Origin of the sequence: Novosphingobium resinovorum (assembly GCF_036352595.1) — a bacterium.
GTDB classification, from domain to species: domain Bacteria; phylum Pseudomonadota; class Alphaproteobacteria; order Sphingomonadales; family Sphingomonadaceae; genus Novosphingobium; species Novosphingobium resinovorum_B.
The window spans coordinates 1-23,408 of record NZ_JAZFAX010000050.1; the positions used below are offsets into that span (position 1 = coordinate 1).

Consider the following 23,408-nt stretch of genomic DNA (forward strand, 5'->3'; position numbering starts at 1 on the left):
AATGCCTCAAGGTGATCGCTCAAACTGAACAGGGACTTGGGATCCATAGCTGGCCTCCGTGATCGCGCGCCCTCAATGAATCATTATAGCCGTCCAAACGCTACCGGTTTTTGCGGGTCTCCAGCTCTCATTGAACGTGTGGTTCTGACTCCCGGTGCCAAGCGCGGTGAGGTTAACGCAATGCTTCATGGCGAGTTCGGCACGATCCTCAAATGGCTGGAATCGCGCGAATCTGCCAAAAACGACATCACCCCCGGCGCTAGTGCGCCAGGGGTGTCCGGAATGTCGGTTTCTGTGGTTGCGGGAGGGCGATCTAACCGAGACCGACAAAACTCCCGAATGTCGGTTTCAATGGTTGCGGGGGCTCGCAACTACCGATGCAGACATCAATTGAACATTTTAATATGAATGCTCTGTACAGTCCGGCTTTGGCCTCAGTCTGCAGTCCAACCTCCATCAACCACCAGACTGGTTCCCGTCATCAGAGCCGAGGCATCGGAGGCGAGGAACAGGACCGCGCCCATTAAGTCCTCGACGGCGCCAAGACGCCCCAACTTGATCTTGGCAAGGACGCTGGCCTTGAACGCCGCATCCTCAAAAAACGGGCGGGTCAGCGGTGTCTCGATGAAAGTCGGCGCGATCGTGTTGGAACGGATCCCCTGGCCAGCAAGGTCCAGCGCCATAGCCTTGCTCATGCCTTCCATTGCCCACTTGCTGGCGCAGTAGAGCGAGCGGTTCGGCCCGCCAACGTGGCCCATCTGCGAGCCCATATGGATCAGGCTTCCGCCCTCGGCTGCCGCAATCAACCGTCGGGCACAGGCCTGCGCTACGAAGAAGGCACTCTTCACGTTGAGGTCGAGCACCGCGTCGTAATCATCCTCGGTCACATCCCAGAGCGGCTTGGGGCGATTGGTGCCGGCATTGTTGACGAGTATGTGGAATGCTTCGCGCCCTTCGAAGAAAGCCGCCACAGCATCGAGGTCGGAGACGTCAAGCGTAGCGGCAAACGCCTTGCCTCCCTGCTCCACGATCTCGGCCGCTGCCGCCTCGATCTCAGCCCCGGTACGAGCAACGAGGGTGACTTCCGCCCCGGCCTCCGCCAGCGCCGCCGCGGCGGCGAGGCCGATACCCCTGCCCGCCCCCGTGACGACGGCACGGCGCCCATCAAGGCGCAGGCTGGGAGTCTTGGGCAGGGTCATCGCATCGTCCTTTAATCTTGAAATCAGCGCGTTTACAGCACGCAAGGCGAACAGAGACGGCCCACGCCGCCCTGTCCACCCCGTTCTTGCCTGTTCAGGCTGCCGTTTCAGGCGTCGGCTCGGCCTGCCCGGCATACGGCACGTTGCGCCCGCCAAAGCGGCGTACGCGGATGTTAGCCTGCTCACCATGCCCGGCGAAGCCCTCAAGTGCGCAAAGGCGGCTGCAATACTCGCCGATAAGTGCTGACGCCTCGTCGGTGGTTACGCGCTGGTACGTGCAGGTCTTGATGAACTTGCCCACCCACAGACCACCTGTATAGCGTGCCGCCTTCTTCGTCGGCAGCGTGTGATTGGTGCCGATCACCTTGTCCCCGAAGCTGACATTTGTGCGATTGCCTAGGAACAGTGCTCCGTAATTGGTCATGTTGTCGAGGAAATAGTCCGGATCGGCAGTCATGACCTGGACGTGCTCCGATGCGATCTCGTCGGCGACGCGCACCATTTCCTCGTAGCTTTCGCAGACGATAACTTCGCCGAAAGTCTCCCACGCCTTGCGCGCGTAATCGGCGGTGGGCAGGATCTCCAGAAGCCGCTCGACCCACTGCATCGTTTCGCGCGCCAGCTTCTCGGAATTGGTGATGAGCACCGCCGGGCTGTCGGGGCCATGTTCGGCTTGGCCGAGCAGGTCGGTCGCCGCCATTTCGCCATCGCAACCGATCTCGTCGGCGATCACGAGGGTCTCGGTCGGGCCGGCGAAGAGATCGATGCCGACGCGGCCATAGAGCTGGCGCTTGGCTTCGGCCACGAAGGCATTGCCCGGGCCGACGAGGATATCGACCGGGTCGATCGTCCCTGTACCCAGCGCCATCGCGCCAACCGCCTGGATGCCACCCAGCGCATAGATCGCGTCAGCGCCCGCCATCGCCTGCGCGGCAACGATCGCGCGTGCAGGCTTGCCCTGGAACGGCGGCGCGCAGGTGATGACACGCTTCACGCCTGCAACTTTCGCGGTGATGACCGACATGTGCGCACTGGCCAACAGCGGGTACTTGCCGCCCGGCACGTAACAGCCCGCCGAGTTCAGCGGCAGGTTCTTGTGGCCAAGCACGACGCCGGGCAGGGTCTCGACCTCGACGTCCTTCATGCTGTCGCGCTGTATTTGCGCGAAGTTGCGGACCTGGGCCTGCGCGAACTCGATGTCCCTGCGTTCTTGCGGAGCGAGCGATTCGACACAGGCATCGATCTCTGCCTGGCTCAGGCGGTAGTCTTCACGATCCCATCCGTCGAACTTGTTGCTCATCTCGCGCACGGCCACGTCGCCACGCGCCTCGATGTCGGCCAGCGCCGCCTCGACAATGTCACGGACCTTGCGGTCGGCATCGGCCTTGGCCTGTGCAGTCGCACCGTGCTTAAGATAGATCGCCATTCGTTCAACTCCCGTCCGAGGGTCTCTTCCCCCGCTAACCATGGGACTCATCAAGCCCCGGAACCGATTGCATACATAGTCATAATTTGCATTTCAATTTCTCAATGAACGATTGCATTATCTGTATATCTGAATTTAAAAGATGCATATATATGCACCATATCGATCCTTATCCGTATCAACCGGACAACGAAGCGACGTTGACCAAGGCCATGCCCCACGCCTAAGCAGGTCCCATGCCCAGCCCCAAGGAAGCCGTGACCGCCTTCGACGTCGCTCGAGAAGCGGGCGTATCGCAGTCGGCGGTCTCGCGCGCTTTCACGCCGGGGGCGAGTATCGCGGCACCGACGCGCCAGCGGATCGTCGCCGCTGCCGAGAAGCTAGGCTACCGGCCGAATCCACTCGCACGCTCGCTGATGCACGGACGCTCGAACATCATCGGCATCGGTGTCGGCGACCTGGCCAACCCGTTCTTCGTCCAGACGCTGCAACTGCTGTCCGCCGCGCTTGATGGCGCCGGGCTGCAGATGATGCTGTTTCCGGCACGGCAAGCCGAAACGCCTGAGCCATCGATCCACGACGTCCTTCATTACCGCCTCGATGCACTGGTGCTGCTGTCGGTAAGCCCCTCGTCGCGACTGGCCGAACAGTGCCGCCGCGCGCAGGTTCCGGTGATCCACTACAATAGGCGAACCACTGCGAGCGATGCATCCTTCGTGGTGGGAGACAACCTGCGCGGCGCTCGCACAATCGCGGCGCACTTGCTGGCAGGAGGCCACCAGCGGCTGGCCTTCATTGCCGGGACACCGGAATCCTCGACCAGCGCTGAGCGGCAGGCGGGCTTCTTCGACCTCCTTGCCGAGCGCGGCGCCGACACGCCGCTGGTCGAATGCGGTCACTACACTGCCGAGGAAAGCATGGCGGCCACGCGGCGGCTGCTCCATCGGGTCGATCCGCCCGACGCGATCTTCTGCGCCAACGATACGATGGCCCTTCCCGCGATCACCGTCGCACGCCACGAATTCGGGCTCGACGTGGGGCGGGACATCTCCATCGCCGGCTTCGACGACGTGCCCATGGCCGCGTGGCCGGGTTTCGCGCTGACGAGCTACTCCCAACCCGCGCCGTTCATGGTCGCCGAAACGTTGCGCCTGATCCAGGCGCTCAGGGCCGAGCTCGACAGCCACGAACAGATCATCGCGGAGGGCGCCCTCGTGGTGCGCGGCAGCACGCGGCCAGTCAAAGTCGGGTAAGCATGCAACACACGGCGACCGGCCAGAGGTTGCTCGCCGGATCGCCACGCGAAGCGGAGTTCGGGACTATTGCACGGACAGCGTCACGCGCCCGGTGTAAGTGCCGGGCCGGATCGGACGCTGCCTGCCGTTGACGGTCAGGACGACTGCCCCGGCGCTCCCTTCGATGCTCGCACCGGGCGCAATCGTCAGACTGCTGAGATAGCTGGTCCCCGTAACCGTCCATCGCGTTGCCCCACCCAGCCGGACGACCATGGCGTTCGGCTTGCTTGCCGGAACTGCGGTGTTGGTGACGTCACCGATCTCGCGATAGGTTGCGCGGACGGGGGTCTTGCCCGAGGCAGGGGCGGTGGTCGAGGTAGAGATCCTGCCGCTTACCCGCGCATTCTCGAACGTCAGTTCCATGCCGCCCTGCGCCATTCGGCCATTCCAGAAGTCGCCTTCGAGATCGACATTGCTGAATGTCGCGACAACGGCAGGGTTCGGTGTTGGCCCCTTCTTGTCAGCGGCGCCGCCGTCTGCCCCCATACCCGGAGGAGGCGCTCCCATCCCCTCCGGAATCTCGCCGCGCATCAGAGCCTGGAGGAAGGGATCGTCATTCTCCATGGCCTGAAGGATCACGCGATTGCCGCTGGTGATGGTCGCGCCATCGACCTTGATGGTCGTGCCGATACCCTTGACCTCGATCGCCGCGCGCCCCGCCCGTAGTTGCGTACCCTTGTCGATGGTCAGCGTGCCGCCACCGGCACCCGAGTGCATCATCACTCCGTATGTACCGGCCTCTACCAGCGTGCGGTCGGTCAGTGTCAGCGACCCCTGCGCCGCCATGATGCCGCCGATGTCGGGCGAGCGGATGATCGAATTCGCGAACACGTTGACGGAATCGCCGATGGAATAGGTGCCGTAGCCGCCATCGGTCAGCTCGATCAGCGAGTTCTTGACGAACATGCGCACATGCTGGTTGTCGTCTGTCGACAGAGCGCCCCAGCCTTCGGAGCGTATGTGCGAATCCGTGATGTAGAGCGTACCGCGATCGACAAGATTGCTCGACCGAACGTTGCCCGCCAGCCCGAGCATCCAGGGCACTTCCATCATGCGGCCGACATCGACTGTGAACTTGTAATCGGCCGGAAGGGTGCCGTTGAACGTCTCGATCTCGGCACCATTGACATGGACCACCGCGTCGCCGCCGACAAACAGCGCGGTGCGGATCGCACCGCGCGTGCGAATGACTGGCCGATCGAGCGTGAGCTGGGCCTTCCCCGTGGCCATGATCGCCGCGCCGAACCCTGCGAAATCGTTGCCACCATTGCCGACCATGTCGATAACCGGACGGTCGAGTACATAGTTTCCCGTGCCCGTGACCAGCACACCGTTGAACCTCTCCCCCACCGAACGGATCAGGATGTTCTCCGCGCGCCCTGCCGCGACCGTACCGCCCCCGAGCGCCGCCCTGACCGATTTCGACCAGACCGGCGCGCCGTGCTCGACGTAAAGGGCCGTGCGGAAGTGATGCAGGGGCAATTCGTAATACTGCACTGGAATGTCATCCGTCACGGTCAGCGCGACGTCGCCACGATAGCGACCGGGTGCAAGCGGGGTCTCCACGCCATCGACCGTAAGCGTGAGCAGCTTGCCGTCGGGTGCCTTCGGCAATGCGCCCGAAGCAATATCGAGAGTGCTGGACGTCTGTGTTCCAGAGATGATGCCGGAAGCATCCTGCGCCCACGCAGGCGCGGAAAGCGCGGTGCAGGCGAGCAACAACAAGGCGGGAAATTTCATCGGATTCGCTCCTCAGTGCAAAGGATCATCGGGAGAAAGTCAGTTTTCCGCCGCTCGGCAGAACCGTGCTGCGACGGTCCGTGCCGCCGGTGACGGTGACGGTCACCCCGGCGGGCGCGTCGATGGCCGAAAGCGGTGTCCCGGGCGCGAGGGAGACAGTGCTGTCGCTCCGCGCACGCCAATGTCCGGTCGCATCCGCCTTCAGCACCACGTCTCGCAACGAGCCCTCCAGGCTCGCACCGTCGAGGACCAGCGTCGTCGCGCGATCGGGATCGCTGTCGAGGACATCGCCGGTAAGCTTCCCGCTCCTCAGCGTGAGGGTCACACCGGGGACAGGCTTGCCGCCGGTCTTCGTCGCATTGGGATCGTCGTTGCGTCGCACGTCCATGAGCACGCCCGATGCGCTCTTCAGCGCGCCTCCGGTGACGGTGATGTTCGCATTGGCGCTCTTGACCAGCAGGACCGGCCCCTGCGTCTCGATCGTGCTGTCGGTGACGGTAAGGTCGGCTGTCTCGGCCGGATCGAAGGCCATGACCGAATGAATCATCACCCCGCTGCGTCCGGCCTTCCCCCTGACGGCATTGAGATCGATCCGGGCCTTGCCCGCGATAATCCCGAGATCACTCCCCACGTCCACGCTGGTGCGATTGAGGACGACATGGGCGCCGAAATCGGCATAGGCACCATAGCCCTTGCCAGTGACCAACACCGTGCAGTCGTTCGCCTCAAGGTAGAGATCGCCGCCGGTGGCGTCGGTGGAAAGTGCGCCCCAACCCTTCGCCTCGATCCGCGTATTGTAGAGGTATGTACGCGAATTGCTCATCGCCAGCACCGTGCGCGCCGTGCCCTGGAGGCCGAGCGGCGCGGGCGGCTCCATCATCCCCGGCCCGATTCGCGGCACGTAACCTGGTGGCAGCGGACCACCGTTCGCGACAAGACGGGCATCGTGAACCTTCACCGTTGCCCATTCTGCCGCGACTAGTGCGGGCGAAATCCGCGCGGACGTTTCGACGCTGCCGCCGCGAAGCGTGAACCTGGCCTTGTTCCGCACGAGGATACCCGCTCCGGTGCCGAGGAAATCGTTGGTCCCGGCCCCGGAAAGCACGATCGCGGGATCGGTCAGTGTGAAATCGCTGGCCGGGCCGCGTACGATCAGCGCATTGACGCCTTCCTTGCTGGAAAGGATCCGCAAGCCCTTCGCGGCGAATCCGGAAAGGGAAGCCAACTGAACGGCAACGGTGGACGGGACGAGGCGGCCGTCGACGACCTCGACGATCGCATCATACTTCGTCTCCGCCATCGACGGCATCGCGGGCATCCCACCGGGCGGACCGCCCGGAGGCGGGGCAGGCTGGGCGGCAGCGATCGCCGGGATCGAGACGGCAAGACAAGCCGCATACTTGAGGCACTTCGAGGGCATGGATTTCTCCCGAGCATGGCAGGGCAGCACACGGCTCGGCGCTGGACGCGCGGCCGTGTGCACGGGGATCAAAAGCGATACGTGGCAGTCATTCCGTAAGTGCGCGGAGCGGCAAGCTGGGCGTAGCCGAAGAAGTGTGACTGCTTGATCATCGCATCGTTGACGTTCTTGACGTAGGCGACGAGCGAGAAGGCCCCGCCGAACTCGGCCCTGATCGAAATGTCGCTCGAGACCCAGTCGTTCTGCGCGGATGGATCGCGGTCGTTGATTGCGTGGTCTTCGGGGTAGACGATCGAACTCGACGCGAAGCGCAGGTCGCCGCGCGGAGTGAGCACCACACCGCCAAGGTCGAAGCCCTGCTCGTAGCCCATCTTGACCGACCAGGTCGGGCTGTTCGGGAACGGTAGGCCAACATAGAAGCCGTCGATGCCATCGAGCCGGGAGTCCAGCCAGGTAACCGAGCCGTTGAAGCGCCCACGAGAACCCACGGCGATCTGCGTCTCCGCTTCCACGCCATATTCCCGCGCGGGCATAGTCGGCACATAGAGCTGCGCGGGACTGACCGCGAAGTTGGCGATGGTCAGTTGGAAGCTCTTGTAGTCATAATAGAACCCGGTGAGGTTCAGCTGCATGTTGCCACCCGCGAAGCGGTTCTTCAGACCGACTTCGTAGGAGGTCATCTTCTCCGGTTCGAACGGTACGAGGCCGAAGCCGTAGCCACCCTGGCGATAGCCACTGGCAACGGTTGCGTAGGCCTTGGTCGTGCTGGCGATGTCCGCTTCCAGACCGAGGCGGTAGTCGAAGTGCTTGTCCTTGAGAGTCGCGATCGGCCCGGTGAAATCGGTGCTGTCGTCGTTGGCCCCGGTGATCTTCTCCCAGGTATAGCGCAGGCCCGCGATCGCGCGCAGACGGCTGCCAAGCGGGATCGTGACTTGCCCGAAGAGGCCGTCGGTCTGCGAATTGCGGATTTCGGCCTCGTAGGATTCTGCCGGTGCAAGATCGGCCGCGATGCAGCCTCCTGCCGGAGCGGGGCCGGGAGGCAGGCCATCGGGCACCGAATTATAGCCGGGCGCGGGGATCACGTAATTCCCCTCGGTATCCTGACAGGCGCCAGAGATCGTCTGCTGCACGTTGTGGTTCTTGTAGTGATAGAACCCGAGGTTCCATTCCACCGGCGATCCGGCCTGCGAGGAATAGCGGACCTCGACCTGTTCCTGCCGGGTCAGCTTGGGGTCGAAGGCATAGCCGAGCGAGCCGCCGAATGCGCCGAGCGATACCCCGGACGTCCGCTGGTACGAGGGGATCAGGCGCAGGGTGCCCGGGCCGATGTCCGCAGAGATGTCGGCCCAGTACTTCCAGTAGTTTATCCGCTGGAAGCCGACCGACACGTCCGTCGTGTCGCGATTGCCCGCAAGAATGTTGGCGATCGGCACCGCGCCCGGCCCCTGTCCGCGCAATGCGGTATGCTCGACACCGAGCATGACGCGCACCGCGTCACCAGGCTCCCACAGCAGCTTCGCGCGGCCCGCATAGGATTTGTTGTCGTCATGCCCGTTCGACATGTAGCCGTCGCGGGTGATGCCCGCCCCGGCCGCGCGCAGCGCCAGCGTCTTGCCCAGCGGCACGTTGATCGCACCTTCGCCGTGGAACAGCGAATAATTGCCGACCTCACCCGACAGGTATCCCTCGGTCACGCCGATCTGCGGGTCCTTGGAGATGACGTTGACGACGCCGCCCACCGAGTTGCGGCCGTAAAGCGTACTTTGCGGGCCGCGCAGCACTTCGACGCGGGCAAGGTCGTAGAAGCCGACCGAGCCGTTCTCGGCGCGGCTCGAATAGGCACCGTCATAGTTGGTGGATACCGCGCCCTGCCCCATCTGCGGCGGCAACGACAGGCCAAGGCCACGGATGGACACGATGAAGCCGCGCGCCGCGCCCTGCACCGTCACCGCCGCCTCGTTCTTGAGCACGTCGTCGATCTTCGTCGATCCGTTCTCGGCGATCCGGTCGCCCTGGACGACACTGACGGCGATCGGCGTATCCTGAATCGATTTGGCGAACTTGTCGGCCGTGACGATGATTTCAGGTATGTTCGCCGACGGTGCCTTCCGGTCATCCATCGCATCCTGAGCATAGGCCGGATGCGCGCAAAAAACCGTCGTCAGCAAAAGCGCGATGCGCCTGCTCCCCATCTTCCCCTCCATGTTTACCGCCTTGTGGCGGCTTCGTTACGCAGGAGGCTAGGACGGGAGCACGGCGCAGAACAAATCGAATAATCGGGAGCGAACCTATCGAGCCAGCCGGATCAGAAAGCCCCTGCGCGCCTACCTGGAACAGCCGAACAGGGACCGGGCGACGCTGGCGGTGGAGGCCAAGAACAGACGCCCCACCAGGGCCGCCCGGCCCCTGCTGTTCCCGCTGCGGGGAACCTGTGCATTCACTTCACCAGGCGGTCGCGCCGGCATCCACCGCTATGTCCGCGCCGGTCACGTAGCACGCCTCGCCGCTGGCGAGCCATGTCGCGCACCAGGCGATGTCCTCCGGCTCGCCAAGACGCTTGAGCATGTTCTTGACGAGCACCTGACGCTCGAAACCCGGATCGGATTCGATATGCCGACGAGTCGCGGCGGTGAGGATGAAGCCGGGCGCGATCGTGTTCGCACGGATGCCGTGCGGCGCGCCCTCCATCGCCAGCTGGCGCGTCATCGCCTGCACCCCGCCCTTGCCGGCGCAATGCGCCAGGGCCGGAGACCCCTCCAGCGCATGGCGCGCATTGGCCGAAGCGAAATTGACAATGCTCGCCGACCCGCTCGCCTTCAGCCAGGGCCAGGCCGCGCGCGTGGGAAGGAACACAATGTCGAGTTCACCCGTCAGCGTGCGCTTCCAGTCGGCGTAGCTCAGATCCTCGATCCATGCGAAGACCGCGAAAGCGGCGGCGTTGAGCAGAACGTCGATGCGGCCATGTTCCTCTCCGATCCGGCGGAACAGCGCCTGCGTGGCCGCCTCGTCGGTGAGATCGCAAGCGTAGTCCGCCCCTTCGCGATCGATGCCGATGACGGTCGCGCCTTCCTGCCGGAAGATGCGCGCGCAGCCCGCGCCGATGCCGTTGGCCGCGCCGGTCACGACGGCGACGCGGCCTTTAAGGCGATCACCCATGAGCCACCGCCCGCCGGTCCGGCCCTGCACCGTTGCGGCGCGAAGCGATCAAGGCGATGACCACACCGCCCAACGCGGCGATGGACAGCACCATGAAGGCGCCCAGCAATCCACCCGTCTTCTGCCCCGCGAACGTGACGACAACCGGCGAGAGGAACTGGCCAAAGGCGAAAGCCGACTGCCAGAAGCCGGTGCCGCGCCCGCGGATCTCGAACGACAGGATCGACATCGACCACACCAGCAGCGTCGGCAGCAGCAGGCCCGCGCCGATCTGGTTGACGAAGCATCCGGCCAGGAAGCCCACGACCGTGCCCGCCTGGGCCATCAGCATGAAGCCGAATGACAGCAGCGCGAATTCGACCAGCAGGAGGCGACCGACCGGCCACTTCGAACCAATGCGCGAGTAGATGAACGTCCCCAGCGGCACGCCGATCGATGCGATCGAGGTGAGGAAGCCGCGCTCGGCCGGGCTCGTCAGGCCCAGTTCGGCAAGGCCGCTCGGCGCCTGGATCTGCACGGTGTAGAAGAACACCGAGCCGTAGACAGTGATGGCTACGATCATCGCCATCGTCGCCCAAGGAAAACCGGCCCACGAACTGTTGTGCGGCGCATGGTTCGCCTCGTCGTCAGGACGGGTTTCGCCAGCCGGCTCCCAGGTGAACTTCCAGACCAGCGCGAACATGGCCAGCGCCGAGGCATAGGCCCAGAACGGCGTGCGCCAGCCGCTTTCGCCCATGATCCCGCCAAGGTTGAAGAACAGCAGCGCCGACATCGAGGCGAACGCGGTCTGCGCCGCCAGCCACTTGTCGCGCGAGGCGCCCTTGTAATAGTCGGCGATCATCGTCGTCGAGAGGACGTAGATCAGCGCCTCGGCAATGCCCACGCCGACGCGCGAGATGAGGATGTGCGTCAGGTCGCTCAGGAACACCGGCGCCACGCCCACCACCGCATAGAGCAGGAACGAGGCCAGCAGCAGGCGACGACGGCCGAAGTAGTCCCCCAGCATCCCCGCAAACGGGCACAGCAGCGCCACGCAGAGCGAGGGGAACGTCAGGATCATCGGCACCCAGTATTCGTGGTTGGGCACGCCTTCGAACTGCGCCATCAGGTTCGGGATGATCGGGGTGAGCAGCACCACCGCCATCGTCGTGAGCGTGATCGGCAGCAGCAGCGATATGCCGGTCATGAACCCGGCCTCATGGTGTCGAGACATTCTTCTCCCTTTCGCCAGTCATAGCCCGCGCTGATACTCATCGGACCCGCGCGGGTCCGCACTGGAAATGGAGGGGCGCGGCGGGAACAAGTCCAATCGATATTGCCGCAAGGCAACTATCGACCGGGCGGGAACCCCCGCGCCCCGCCAGTTCAGAACTGCGGCACCTGCTGTTCGCAGTTGCAGTTGTTGTAGGTCTCGCTGAAGGTGTAATAGGGGCGCGGCAGGTTGGGCCAGATGACCGCGACGCGCTGCGGGCTATACGCCGGATAGCTGTAGAGCGGCTTGCGGAAGCCCTCAGGGAAGCCGGCCCGCTCACCCGCCTCGCCGCCAAGCGCCTTTAGCGGACGACCCAGCGCCAGATCGCCCAGCTGCGCATTGGCCTGCTCCAGCATCGATTCCGGCAGATTGGGCACGAAGTCGTAGGCCATCTGCAGGTGCCAGATCTTCCAGACGCCGTTTTCCTTCACGAAATCGCCGCCGTACTTCTCGAAGAACAGCATCGCCTGAAGGTGGATCTTGCCGTTCTCATAGACCGGCATCACGCCCGTACCCGGCGAATACCATGCGCCCTGCGCCGTCTTGCCGTCACCGGAAATCTCGATCACCGGTGTCGTCGAAGTGTGCATGACCCATTCCGCGCCGGCTCCGAAGAACTTGGGATCGGTGGTCACCTTGGGATCGATGGCGGCCAGCTTGCCCTGGGCCGTCTGCGCATCCTTCTGGCTGTTGAGGCCATACGCGTTGCGGATCGTGTCGAGGCCGTACATGACCCAGGCCGGGCTGCCGAACGTCGCGGTGGCGGCAAACTTGCCGTCGCGGCGCACCCAGTAGTTGTCCAGTTCCTCGAGGTTGCGGCCTGCGGCATGCATGAACTCGTGACGGCTCATGAGGTTCTGGATGGCGATCGTGTCCGCAGCCCGCTGCCCGGGCGACAGCTCGGGGCGGCCCTTGGCGACTTCGGCATCGGACTTGAGCGGCGCGAAGTCCATGCGCGGCTCGGTCTCGGCGGAAAGCGCGGCGGTGGTCAGCGACAAAGCGGCGGCAGTTCCGACCGCCAGCAGATAACGGGCCTTCATATCCAATCCTTTCAATTGTTCTCGGCGCGTCCCCTGCGCGCATGGGTGATCGGGGTTGTGACTCATTTCCAGAAAAGAGCAGATTTCCTGCGGCGTCGGCGCATGTCCCACCACATCTGCAGTCCGGTGACGGACAGGACGATCAGCGACAGCCCGGACAGCACGCTCAGTATCCGCCCGGTCCAGCCGAAAAAGTAGCCGGCGTGCAGATCCTGCAGGATGTAATGGAAATCCGCGGGACGTGGAGGATCGAGGACCACCCTGCCGGTCAGGGCATCGAGCTTGATCTGCGGGCTGCCCGGTGGCCCTCCGGTCCCGGCGATCAGCGTGATCCGATTACCGGACAGATCGACCTGCAGGTTCCTGGCGCCCAGCTCCGGTTGATGCCGCGCCGCATCGGCGATGCGCGCGATCATCCGTGACAGCTCCGCATCCGAAGGCATCGGCTGCACCGGCACCGGGCGGCTCGGCTCGTGGCCCGGCGGGTGTTGCCCCAGCCGCATCATGTCAAGGTGCAGCAGCACCCCGGTCAGCGCGACGAGAAAGAGAAAGACGCCGGCCGGCAAGGCAAGCCAGCGGTGCCAGCGCCGCATGACGATCATTTCGCCGCGTCTTTCATCTTCGCCGCCATTTGGCGATCGAATTCGCGGAACTCGGCGATGGTCAGCTTTCCGTCGCCATCGATGTCGATGCCGGGAGGGGCGGGGTTCTTCTGATAGTCCTCGAGCGTGACATAGCCGCGCCCCTTCTCGAAGCCCTTGAAGGAAGTTTCAGGCAGGCCCTGTGCCTTCCACTCGGTTTCGGTCATCCGGCCGTCATGGTCGGCATCGACCTGCCGGGCCAGTTCGGTCATGTCAGGATTGTGCGAAGCATCGCCCTGCATCGGCGGGGCGGCGTCAGCCTCGCCGGAAGTTGCCGATGCTTCGGCCATGGTGTGTTGCTGCCCGCAGGCCGCCAGCGCGGCCATGCCGATCATGATGAAAAACCGGGTGCTGTTCACGGCAATCCTCTCCCTTGTTGCTTCCGGCCGGTTCGCCGGTGTTCAGAATTTGTAGCCGACCGAAAGGACGGCCGTTCGCGGCGCCGTGACGAAGCGGCGGTAGGCCGGGAAGACGTAAGTGGTCTGAGCCTTATCCTCGATGTTCCTGACGTTGGCGCTGATCGTGAAGCCGTCGACCTCGTAGCGCAGACTGGCATCGGTGCGGGTGTAGCCCTTCTGATAGGCGCCCGGCAGGTACTGCTCCGGCGTAACGTAGTACCCAGTGGAGAGATGAGAGTTCACGCCGACGGTCAGCATGCCGTCACCGATCGCAATGCCCTGCTCGAAGCCGATATTGCCCGACCAGGCAGGCGAATTCTGCAATTGCGCGCCCTTCAGGTTCACCTCGCCCTGGTTCACGAACGGGCTGTTCGGCAACACCGTGTCGCCATACCTGGCATCGAGATACGTGACCGACGCGGTGAGGCGGCCATGTTTCCAGGGCGCCAGTTCCAGTGATGCCTCGGCGCCCTTGATCTTGGTCGGACCGGCATTGTGGATCACCGAGAACGTCGCCGTCTCCGCACGATCGGCGATGTTCAGTTCCTCGAAGACGCTAAACTGGTAGTTCTTGTAATCATAGTGGAACACCGCAGCATTGAAGAGAACCCGGTCATCGAAAAGCGTGTTCTTCACGCCGATCTCAATCGCCTTGAGCGTTTCCGGCTTGAAGGCGATCGGAGGAAATGTCGGTGAGATGCCGCCCTGCTTGAAGCCGGTCGAATAGTGCGCGTAGACCAGCGACTTCTCGGCCAGATCGTACTCCACGCCCACCTTGTACTGCGTCGAGCTTTGCTTTTGCGCGAAATCGTAGGTGCCCGCATCCGCCCCGCCAACCGCGATGGAATAGCCCTGCGCGATCTTGTCCTGGCTGACGCGTAGTCCGCCGGTGACCCGCAGCGCGTCGGTCAGCGCATAGGTAACCTGCCCGAAGCCCGCGATCGTGTCCCCCGGCTGGAAGGCATTCGAGAGGGTATAGGCCTGCCCGTCATTGGTCGCGCCGGTGGTTTCCAGCACATAGTCGTTGGGATCGGACTTCAGGTAGTAGAAGCCCAGAACGTACTGCAGCGGCCCCTTGCCGTTGGAAGCCAGCCGCACTTCGATCGACTTGTAGGTCGCGCCCGTGGTCTGGTCGGAATAGTTGTCGTTGCCCTCGATCATATAAGTCGGGCCGACGAAGGGCAGCACCGAGCCGAACAGGAAGCTGCTGACGAGCGTATTGGCCGAACGCGAGTAGCTTGGCAGCAGGGTAAGCGTGGCCGGTCCGAGATCGGCGTCGAACTGGGCGGAGAACGTCTCCGCCTTGCGCCGGATATAGCCGGGTACGTGCTCTGCGTCGTTCGACCAGGCGTTGCCCGGATCGGCCTGCACCCAGCCGTTGGGGAAGCGCTGGATCGGCACCCCGCCGGTGAACGGCGGGCCATCGGTGATCGACGGGTCGAAGTTGGTGAAGAAGTACGGCGGCGGGAATGTCAGGTTGCCTGCGGAACCGGCGACTGGAACCGTGTTGGCCCCCTTGCCGCGAGCGCGATAGACGTCACCCTTGAGCACTATGCGCAGCCAGTCGGTAGGCTCCACCAGTAACTTGCCGCGCAGGCCCCAGCTGTCGGAATCGTACGACCCGTCGTCCACGAAGCCGTCGCGCTTTTCCCGGTAGCCGGCGACGCGCAATGCGACCGCGTCGCTTACCGGCACGTTGATCGCGCCTTCGCCCCGCACGTGATCGTAGTTGCCGAACTGCGCGGTCCAGTATCCGCTCAGGCCTTCCGTCAGCGAGGGATCGCGGGTGATCACGTTGACGATGCCGCCCGAGGCATTGCGACCGTAGAGCGTGCCTTGCGGCCCGCGCAGCACCTCGACGCGCGAGATGTCATAGGATGCGCTCTGCACCGACTCCGTGCGGCCGTTGTAGGCTCCGTCCACCATCAGCGCGATGGCCGGGTCAGCGAAAGTCGGATCGATCGAGGAACCGACGCCGCGAATGTAGATCTGCGCGCCCTGCGCCAGCCCCTGCACCTCGACACCGGCGACATTCTTGAGCACGGCATCGAGCGAGCCCTGCGCCTTGCGCTGGATTTCGTCACCGCTCACCGCTGAAACCGACAGCGGCGTATCCTGGATAGTTTGCTCGCGCTTTTGGGCGGTCACGATGATCTCGTTGATCCGTCCGCTGTTTTCCTCGTCCGTGGCTTGCCCGAACGCCGCTCCGGGCAGCGTTGCCACCATCACTGCAACCGCTCCCACCGATGCGCCAAAAAAAGTGCTGCGCGCCATCAGATCCTTCTCCCCACATTTATATTGGCGCGGAACGTGGGCGAGCCGCACGCATTCGTCCAATTGAAACGCTCGAACTCTTCCTATCCATTTTTCGGTTGCATCGCGAGCGCCGAGGCATGCGATGGAGGTGCCAAGGGGGACAGGACTTTGAAGGCGCGCGCTACTGGATCGGATGTTGCCCGGCTGGCGGGTGTCTCGAAATCGGCCGTGTCCCGTGCCTTCACCGGCGGGCTGGTGTCGGAGGAGGCGCGCCTGCGCATTCTCGACGCGGCGCAGCGGCTCAAGTACAGGCCGAGCAACACCGCCCGCTCGCTGACGACGCAGCGTTCGCGCATGATCGGCATCGCCGTCACCCACCTCGACAACCAGTATTATCCTGAGGTGATCGAGAAGTTCTCCGACCGTTTCGCACAGTCTGGCTACCGGCTGCTGTTGTTCGTCACTCATGGCGAGGCGGACCTCGACCCGATGCTGGACGAACTGCTAGGGTACGGCCTAGACGGCGTGATTCTCGCCTCGTCTAGCCTTGCCAGCCGGGTCGCGGCAGAGTGCCGGGAAGCGAACGTCCCCGTTCTGATGTTCAACAACATCGACCCCAGCGGCGCGACACCGGGGATTTCTGCTGACGAAAGCGCGGGCGCCGCGCTCGTCGCACGCTATCTTGTCGCAGCCGGACACGAGCGCTTCGGTGTGATCACGGGGGTTACCCAGAGTTCGGCCAGCATCACCCGGCTCGCCAGCTTCCGTCAGGCACTGCACGCCGCAGCGCTGCCGCCGCCAAAGGTCCGTTCTGGCAAATACACGTTCGAGGGGGCCATCGCCGCAACTCACGCCCTGCTGGACGAGGCAACTGCGCCCGACGCGCTGTTCTGCGTCAACGATCACATGGCGCTCGGCGCGCTTCATGCACTGCGCGAGCGCGGCCTGGTTCCCGGGCAGGACGTATCGCTGGTCGGGTTCGACAACGTGGCGATCGCGCGCTGGCCGGTGTTTTCCCTGACGACGCTGGCGCAGCCTGTCAATCACATGGTCGACGCGGGTTGCTCCGCGCTGCTGCAGGCCATCGCCGGGCGGCCCGCGCTCGAAGGGACACAGACCTTTCCCGGCGAACTCATCGTGCGCGGCAGCGCCCGCATCGCACCCGGTATCCTGACACTCGAGAGCGGCGAGCGGGTCTGGCGAGGCTAAGCCTGCAAAGCGCCACCGCCCGGAAGGACGGTGGCTCAGTGATTGCTCCCTTCAGAACGGTTCGTTGAGCCGCATCAGCGCGCCTTCGAGCAAGGCCTTGTGCTCTTCAGGCGGGCGATGCTCCAGTTGCAGCCGTCCGATCCCGACGCTGCTTTCGATGACGTCGCGGCAACGCTCGAACCGGCGATCCTCATAGGCAGCCAGCGCAGCATCGACGGTATCTGCCTTTGCCAGTTCTTCCGCCAGCACCAGTCCGCTCTCCACAGCCATGCCGGCGCCGGAAGCTAGATGCGGGGTCGTCGCGTGAACCGCGTCGCCCACCAGCACTACCCGCCCGTTGCCCCAGGGGCGAGGCTGCAGCGCCGCGGCGAGCGGGCGGTAGTTGATCCAGTTGTCGCGCGTCATGTTGTCCCGAATCCAGGCGGCATTGCCACCGAAGTCGGCGAGGAGGCCCTTCAGCGTCGTGAACAGTTCCTCGTCGTCCATGAAGCTTTCACGCTCTTCATGCCGGGTCAGCATCCACATGTAGACGTTGTCGGGACTGCACGGCGTGATACCGCAGGGATTGTCGTGGCCGAGGAAGAATTCGCCCGCATCGAGCCCCGGCGGCTTGCGGATCGAGATGCGCCAGCACCCCTGCCCCGTCGGTTGCGGCGGCCCCATGTGCGGAAATGCCAGATCGCGGATGCCGGAGGCCACGCTGTCTGCGCCGACGACAAGATCGTAACGGCCCGTGCTGCCATCCGACAGCGTCGCATCGACGCCGCCCTCGGCCTCGTCCAGCGCCGTCACCGTCAGGCCGAGCCGAACCGGGATCTCCAGCGCACGGACGCGGTTCTGCATGATCTGGTGCAGTACCGGGCGCATGATGCCGCCGGTCGCGGGAAGCCCTTCCTCGATGACCGGCTCTTCCAGGTCATGGAGGTGCGTGCCGTCGAAACGGAACAGCCGGGTCTTGTTGGTGATCGCCCCGGCCTGCTTGATCTCGTCGAGCAGGCCAAGGCGCCGATAGGCGCGCAAGGTCGGCCCGGTGATGGTTATGCCGGCGCCGTAGACCCGCCATTCCGGATCGAGGTCGATCAGGTCCACCCTGACGCCGCGCTCCGCAAGGCTGATGGCCGTCGCCATGCCGCCGATCCCTCCGCCCACGACAAGCGCCGTGGCGATGCTGCTGATGCTCTCCCTGGTCATGCCGCAAGACCTAACGAGACCGCGCTGCCGCACAAATCCGAAGTGTAGATGGCTCAGCATCCATACAATCGGTGTGACCAAACCTGCACGCTTGGCTAGCCCGGCCCCAAGAACAGACGCAATTTGGGAGGCAGCGCCATGCGCAAACAATTCATCACATCCTCGAGTCTCGTCGTCCTCGCCTTTTCGGGCCTGGCCTGCGGCGCCCCCGCTTTGGCGCAAGAGGCCGCCGATGCGCAAACAACCGACAATGCGGGCCTTGGCGACATCATCGTCACCGCCCAGCGCCGCACCGAGACGCTGCAGAACGCGGGCATCGCGATCGACGCCGTGGGCGGCGCCAACCTGATCCAAAAGGGCATCACCGAGGCGGATGCTCTCAACAAGGCAGTACCGGCGCTGACCGTGACCAATGGCGGCGGCTCCAATACCTCGATCTTCCTGCGCGGCGTCGGCAATGTCACCAATTCCAGCTACAACGACCCAGCGGTCACCCCTAGCTACGACGGCGTCGTCCTTGGCCGTGCGGCGGGCGCCTTCGGTGCGGCGTTCTACGATCTCGCCCGCGTGGAGGTGCTCAAGGGACCGCAAGGCATCCTCTACGGGCGCAACGCGACGGGCGGCGCGGTCAACATCCTGCCCAACCGGCCAGAACTGGGCGCCAACCATGGCGGCTTCACCCTGTCGGCCGGTAATTACGATGCGGTCAGCGCCGAAGGCTTCGCGAACCTCGCGATCGGCGACAATGCAGCCCTGCGCGTCGCCGCCACGCGCCAGTACCATGACGGCTACAACCGCGACGGCAGCGACGATCTCAACCGCACGGGTTTTCGCGCGCAGTTCCTGTTCGAACCGACCGACAAACTGAGCATCCGCCTCGGCGGCGACTATACCCATGTCGGCGGCGTCGGCTCGGGTGCCAGCTACATCGGCGCGTTCACGCCGGGAGCGGACGGCTACACGTTCGCGTCATCGGGCCTCGATTCGTCGGAGGGCATGAACACCGATGCCGCCAACGCCTATCGCCAGACCCAGCTCGGCGCGCCGGGCTTCGGGTTCCTGACCGCGATGAACGAGCAGCAGTACAGCGACAACACATATTGGGGCGTCAATGCCGAGGTCACGCTCGACACCGGCATCGGCACGCTGACGATCCTGCCTGCCTATCGCAAGTCGGACGCCGAGAGCCTGTTCTACGGCCCCGCCTTCAACACCGCATACACCAACGAGCAGGACCGCCAGGTCAGTCTCGAAACCCGCCTCTCCGGCACCGCAGGCATGTTCGACTACGTGATCGGCGGGTTCTTCTTCGACGAGAAGATCCGCAACGTCGGCGTCTACAATCAGGAGTTCGTGCTGCCGATCCAGCACTACACGCACAAGACGCAAAGCTGGGCCGGGTTCGGACAGCTGACTGCCAACCTCAGCGACACGTTCCGCCTCACCGGCGGCCTGCGCTACACGCGCGACAAGAAATCGATCGACGGGCTGATCAACAACTTCATCGCCTTCTGTGGCGGCATTCCGCCGACGACGCCCCCGGCCTCCTTCGCGGCCGGATGCGCGACGCCGGGCAACATTCCAAACTTCCCGAACTTCACTTCGACCGGCGATACGGTAAACTGGCTGATCTCCAACGGCTACATCGCCAGCGGCAGCACCGATGCCGCCAACGATCAGGTCTATCCGCTGCTTAGCGGCACCGGACGAGTGCTCAAGACCTACTACCCGGTCGTCGATTCGGGCAGCTACAGCCGGGTCACCTGGAAGGCCGGCGCCGAATTCGACGTCGCGCCGCAGTCACTGCTCTATGCCTCGATCGAGACCGGATACCGCGCCGGCGGCTTCCAGCTTTCGGAGGGCAACCCGAGCTACAAGCCCGAATTCATCACCGCCTACACCGTGGGCTCCAAGAACCGCTTCCTCAACAACAAGATCCAGCTCAACCTCGAAGCGTTCTACTGGAAGTACAAGGATCAGCAGATCAACTACTTCACCGTGTCGCCCGACAGCGTGCTGATCAATACGATCGACAATGCCGGGCGCGCCGACATCAAGGGCTTCGACATCGACCTGATGGCCAAGCCCCTGCACAACACGACACTGTCGGCGAAGGTCCAGTATCTCGACACCGAGTACAAGCAGCTCACGCTGATCACCGCCAGCCCGCGCGACAACATCAACTGCGCGTCCAGCCAGACCGGCGATTATCTGAGCGACGGCACGACGCCAATCCTCGCCTTCAACTGCTCGGGCCGGCCGCTGCTGTTCTCGCCGAAGTGGACGATCAACCTCGGCGCCGAGCAGATCGTGCCGGTCAGCGACAGCTTCGAACTCGTCGGCAACGTCAACACCTCATGGCGGTCCTCGCAGTACGGCGCCTTCGAATATCTCGATTTCGAGAAGATCCGTGCCTACTGGCTGACCGATGCCGGGCTGGCGCTGCGCCAGTCGGACGGCGGGCTGTCGGTCGGTATCTACGTCCAGAACATCGAGAACAAGCGCCGCGTCGCGACGCCGCAATCCTCGCCGATCGGCTTCGCGATCGCCCGCTACACCGCGCCGCGCACTTACGGCCTGCGCATCTCGGCCAGCTTCTGAACTCTCTAATCCTGAAAGGATCGATTACGTGAAAGCCCTCGTCACCGGAGCAGGCGGGTTCGTCGGCCGTCAACTCGTGCGCCGCCTCCTCGAAGCCGGGCACGAGGTCGTCGGCATCGATAGCCATGCGGGCGGCATTCCCGAGGGCGCCCGCACGGTCGGCGGGGACTTCGGCGACGTCGCCGTCCGCGCCGAAGCGCTGGGTGACGGCTGCGACGCGCTGGTTCATCTGGCGACCGTCCCCGGCGGCGCGGCGGAGGCCGATCCGGCGGCCTCCCGCCGTATCAATATCGATGCGATGTACGATCTGCTGGAGGAAGCCGCAGCGTTGTCTCCGGGGCTGCGCGTCGTTTACGCCAGTTCGATCGCGGTGTTCGGCGATCCGCTGCCGGACCATGTCGACGACCTGACGCCGTTGTCGCCCCGGATGATCTACGGCGGGCACAAGGCGATGATGGAGCATGCCGTCGCCATGTTCTCCAATCGCGGCCTGATAGACGGGGTGACGGTGCGCCTGCCCGGTATCCTGGCCCGCCCGAAGGGGCCTTCGGGCATGAAGTCCGCGTTCATGTCGAACTTGTTCCATGCCCTGCGCGCGGGCGAGCCCTTTATTTGTCCGGTGTCCGCCGAAGGCACCATCTGGGCGCAATCGGTCGCGCGCTGCGCCGACAACTTCGTCCATGCACTCACCCTGGATACCGCGCTGCTGCCGCCCACGCGCGCGATGACGCTGCCGGCGCAATGCGTGACGATGGGCGCGCTCGCCACAGAAGTGGCCCGGCAGTCCGGCGTGTCCGCGCAGCTCGTGACGTACGCACCCGACGCCGCGCTGGAGGCCGCCTTCGCCGCCCAGCCCCCGCTCTCGACCCCGGCAGCGGAATGCGCGGGCTTTGCGCATGACGGCGACGCTGCTACGCTCGTCGCCAGCGCCCTCGCGACTTTGGAATAGCCGAAGCAACATGAAGGACGCGGGAGATGGCGATGCGTTTCGGGAGACTTGACCTCAACCTGCTCGTGGCGCTCGACGCGCTTCTGACCGAAAAGAGCGTCTCGCTCGCGGCCGACAGGCTGTGCCTGTCGCAGTCGGCGACTTCGAGCGCGCTAGGGCGGCTGCGCGAATACTTCGCCGACGATCTCCTCGTGGTGAAGGGGCGCAACATGATCCTCACCGCCCGCGCGGAGGAACTGATCGAACCGGTCCGCGTGGTACTCGAACAGATCCGCACGACGATCGCCATCGCACCCGAATTCGATCCCGCCTCCTCCGACCGGCAGGTGCGGATCATGGCCTCCGATTACTCCACGCAAGTCCTGCTGGCAGAAGCGCTCGCGGAAATCGGGCGCGAGGCGCCGAACATGCGCTTCGAGATCCAGCCGATGAACGATCACCCGATCGACACGCTGGAGCGCGGCTACGTCGATCTTCTGCTGACGATCGACTACGCGATCTCGGCCGACCACCCGAGCCTGATCCTGTTCGAGGACGACTACGTCGTCGTCGGCTGGGAGCAGAACCCGGCGATGCAGGGCACGATGACACGCGAGGCCTATTTCGAACTGGGCCACGTCACCGCCCGCTTCGGCAAGGCCCGGGTCCCCTCGTTCGATGACTGGTTCGTGCGGCGGCAGAAGCAGCAGCGCCGGGTGGAAGTCGTAGCGCCGACGTTCCTTTCGCTACCGGGCCTCGTCATCAACACCAATCGCATAGCGACGATCCATCGGCGGCTTGCCGAGCAGGTGGTCAGGACGATGCCGCTGGTCATCCGGGAAGTCCCGTTCGACTTCCCGCCGATCCGCGAGGCGCTGCAGTGGCATATCTCCAACGCCAACGACCGCCCCTTGCGCTGGGTCGTCGAGCGGCTCCAGACGATCGCATCCAGCAAGGTCGAGAAGCCCGCCAACGTCGTGCCCCTCGCCGTGCCGCAGCTGGAGCGCGACACGCTGGAAGCCGAGTACCGTATGAACCACGCCCAGTAAGCGCGAACGTCAGTCCGCCTCCCTCGCGTCGAAACCGGCGCGGGAGGCATGGATCGCGGCTTCGTGGGCGTTGACCCAGTCGATCATGCCACGCGCCTTGCTCGCCAAGTCCTGCCCCAGTGGGCTCAGGGCATAGCTGACGCGCGGCGGCACGTCGCAACTCGCGGTGCGCTCAACGAAGCCATCACGCTCCAGCGCGCGCAGCTTGAGCGTAAGGACGCGCTGCGACACCCCTCCTTCGCTCGAAAGCTCCGACAGCAGCCGCCGCAGGGCCGCGTGCCTGCAAGGCCCGCTGGCCAGCACCAGCAGCACGAGCGTGGACCAGCGATCGCCGAGCAACCCCATCACACTGCGCACTGGCGCATCCCGATCGGTGCCATGCGCCGCCATATCGGCCGCCAACGCGACGATTTCGGGCCGCTCCTGCGGGCGATCCTGGGCGCTGTCCGCGTCCGGGCCCATCATCGTGCCGCCCCTTGCAAGGGTACAAAAAAGTGCCGTCTTCTCACCATCGCACCGCACTTTATGACCAGCGGCGACGGGGTCAACCAATGGCTCCACCATGGGAGAATTACATGGCTGTCGACGCCACCCGGCTGGACGGGAA

At 64.4% G+C, this 23,408-nt stretch carries 18 protein-coding genes; 5 read left to right on the top strand and 13 right to left on the bottom strand.

What is annotated here, in order from left to right; all coding sequences use genetic code 11:
* Nucleotides 1-434: 434 nt before the first annotated feature.
* Both V2S85_RS24690 and hisD read right to left on the bottom strand, forming a co-directional pair.
* Complete coding sequence (locus V2S85_RS24690; protein ID WP_330705446.1) at nt 435-1,199, bottom strand: SDR family NAD(P)-dependent oxidoreductase; 765 nt, start codon at nt 1,197-1,199, stop codon at nt 435-437.
* 94 nt (nt 1,200-1,293) lie between these two features.
* On the bottom strand, nt 1,294-2,625 hold the full coding sequence (gene hisD, locus V2S85_RS24695) for a histidinol dehydrogenase (protein ID WP_330705447.1): 1,332 nt from the start codon (nt 2,623-2,625) through the stop codon (nt 1,294-1,296).
* Nucleotides 2,626-2,861: 236 nt separating this feature from the next.
* Between hisD and V2S85_RS24700 the strand changes: the two genes are divergently transcribed.
* Complete coding sequence (locus V2S85_RS24700) at nt 2,862-3,878, top strand: LacI family DNA-binding transcriptional regulator (protein WP_330705448.1); 1,017 nt, start codon at nt 2,862-2,864, stop codon at nt 3,876-3,878.
* 66 nt (nt 3,879-3,944) lie between these two features.
* Here V2S85_RS24700 and V2S85_RS24705 read toward each other — a convergent pair whose 3' ends face one another.
* From V2S85_RS24705 to V2S85_RS24745, 9 genes are all read right to left on the bottom strand, one after another.
* Nucleotides 3,945-5,660 carry a hypothetical protein gene (locus V2S85_RS24705; protein ID WP_330705449.1) on the bottom strand — a complete coding sequence of 572 codons (1,716 nt, stop codon included), beginning with the start codon at nt 5,658-5,660 and terminating at the stop codon, nt 3,945-3,947.
* A 25-nt stretch (nt 5,661-5,685) separates the two neighbouring features.
* Nucleotides 5,686-7,080 (bottom strand): hypothetical protein, encoded by a 1,395-nt coding sequence (locus tag V2S85_RS24710; RefSeq protein ID WP_330705450.1) that lies wholly within the window; start codon nt 7,078-7,080, stop codon nt 5,686-5,688.
* Between the two features lie 68 nt (nt 7,081-7,148).
* On the bottom strand, nt 7,149-9,200 hold the full coding sequence (locus V2S85_RS24715; protein ID WP_330705451.1) for a TonB-dependent receptor: 2,052 nt from the start codon (nt 9,198-9,200) through the stop codon (nt 7,149-7,151).
* Between the two features lie 322 nt (nt 9,201-9,522).
* Nucleotides 9,523-10,236 carry an SDR family oxidoreductase gene (locus V2S85_RS24720; protein WP_330705452.1) on the bottom strand — a complete coding sequence of 238 codons (714 nt, stop codon included), beginning with the start codon at nt 10,234-10,236 and terminating at the stop codon, nt 9,523-9,525.
* Entirely contained in the window at nt 10,229-11,449 is a 1,221-nt protein-coding gene (locus V2S85_RS24725) for an MFS transporter (RefSeq protein WP_330705453.1), read from the bottom strand. The genes V2S85_RS24720 and V2S85_RS24725 overlap by 8 nt, the downstream gene beginning before the upstream one ends.
* A gap of 152 nt (nt 11,450-11,601) precedes the next feature.
* Complete coding sequence (locus V2S85_RS24730) at nt 11,602-12,528, bottom strand: nuclear transport factor 2 family protein (RefSeq protein ID WP_330705454.1); 927 nt, start codon at nt 12,526-12,528, stop codon at nt 11,602-11,604.
* A 62-nt stretch (nt 12,529-12,590) separates the two neighbouring features.
* Nucleotides 12,591-13,172: a PepSY-associated TM helix domain-containing protein gene (locus V2S85_RS24735; RefSeq protein WP_330705463.1), complete on the bottom strand. Its 582-nt coding sequence runs from the start codon at nt 13,170-13,172 to the stop codon at nt 12,591-12,593.
* The gene (locus V2S85_RS24740) at nt 13,127-13,495 is read right to left on the bottom strand and encodes a hypothetical protein (RefSeq protein ID WP_330705455.1); all 369 of its coding nucleotides are present in this window, start codon (nt 13,493-13,495) and stop codon (nt 13,127-13,129) included. Before V2S85_RS24740 ends, V2S85_RS24735 begins: the two co-directional genes overlap by 46 nt.
* 75 nt (nt 13,496-13,570) lie before the next feature.
* Nucleotides 13,571-15,841, bottom strand: coding sequence for a TonB-dependent receptor (locus V2S85_RS24745; RefSeq protein WP_330705456.1), 2,271 nt, complete (start codon nt 15,839-15,841; stop codon nt 13,571-13,573).
* Nucleotides 15,842-15,877: 36 nt separating this feature from the next.
* Between V2S85_RS24745 and V2S85_RS24750 the strand changes: the two genes are divergently transcribed.
* On the top strand, nt 15,878-17,032 hold the full coding sequence (locus V2S85_RS24750) for a LacI family DNA-binding transcriptional regulator (RefSeq protein WP_330705457.1): 1,155 nt from the start codon (nt 15,878-15,880) through the stop codon (nt 17,030-17,032).
* A gap of 51 nt (nt 17,033-17,083) precedes the next feature.
* On the opposite strand, the gene V2S85_RS24755 is transcribed toward V2S85_RS24750, so the two are convergent.
* Nucleotides 17,084-18,223, bottom strand: coding sequence for an FAD-dependent monooxygenase (locus V2S85_RS24755; protein WP_330705458.1), 1,140 nt, complete (start codon nt 18,221-18,223; stop codon nt 17,084-17,086).
* 138 nt (nt 18,224-18,361) lie between these two features.
* On the opposite strand from V2S85_RS24755, the gene V2S85_RS24760 reads away from it, so the two are divergent.
* Genes V2S85_RS24760 through V2S85_RS24770 form a run of 3 tightly spaced genes read left to right on the top strand, consistent with a single transcriptional unit; the run spans nt 18,362 to nt 22,801 of the window.
* Entirely contained in the window at nt 18,362-20,824 is a 2,463-nt protein-coding gene (locus V2S85_RS24760) for a TonB-dependent receptor (protein WP_330705459.1), read from the top strand.
* A gap of 28 nt (nt 20,825-20,852) precedes the next feature.
* On the top strand, nt 20,853-21,773 hold the full coding sequence (locus V2S85_RS24765) for an NAD-dependent epimerase/dehydratase family protein (protein WP_330705460.1): 921 nt from the start codon (nt 20,853-20,855) through the stop codon (nt 21,771-21,773).
* A gap of 26 nt (nt 21,774-21,799) precedes the next feature.
* On the top strand, nt 21,800-22,801 hold the full coding sequence (locus tag V2S85_RS24770) for a LysR family transcriptional regulator (RefSeq protein WP_330705461.1): 1,002 nt from the start codon (nt 21,800-21,802) through the stop codon (nt 22,799-22,801).
* A 9-nt stretch (nt 22,802-22,810) separates the two neighbouring features.
* Here V2S85_RS24770 and V2S85_RS24775 read toward each other — a convergent pair whose 3' ends face one another.
* Nucleotides 22,811-23,266 carry a helix-turn-helix domain-containing protein gene (locus V2S85_RS24775; RefSeq protein ID WP_330705462.1) on the bottom strand — a complete coding sequence of 152 codons (456 nt, stop codon included), beginning with the start codon at nt 23,264-23,266 and terminating at the stop codon, nt 22,811-22,813.
* Nucleotides 23,267-23,408 lie beyond the last annotated feature (142 nt).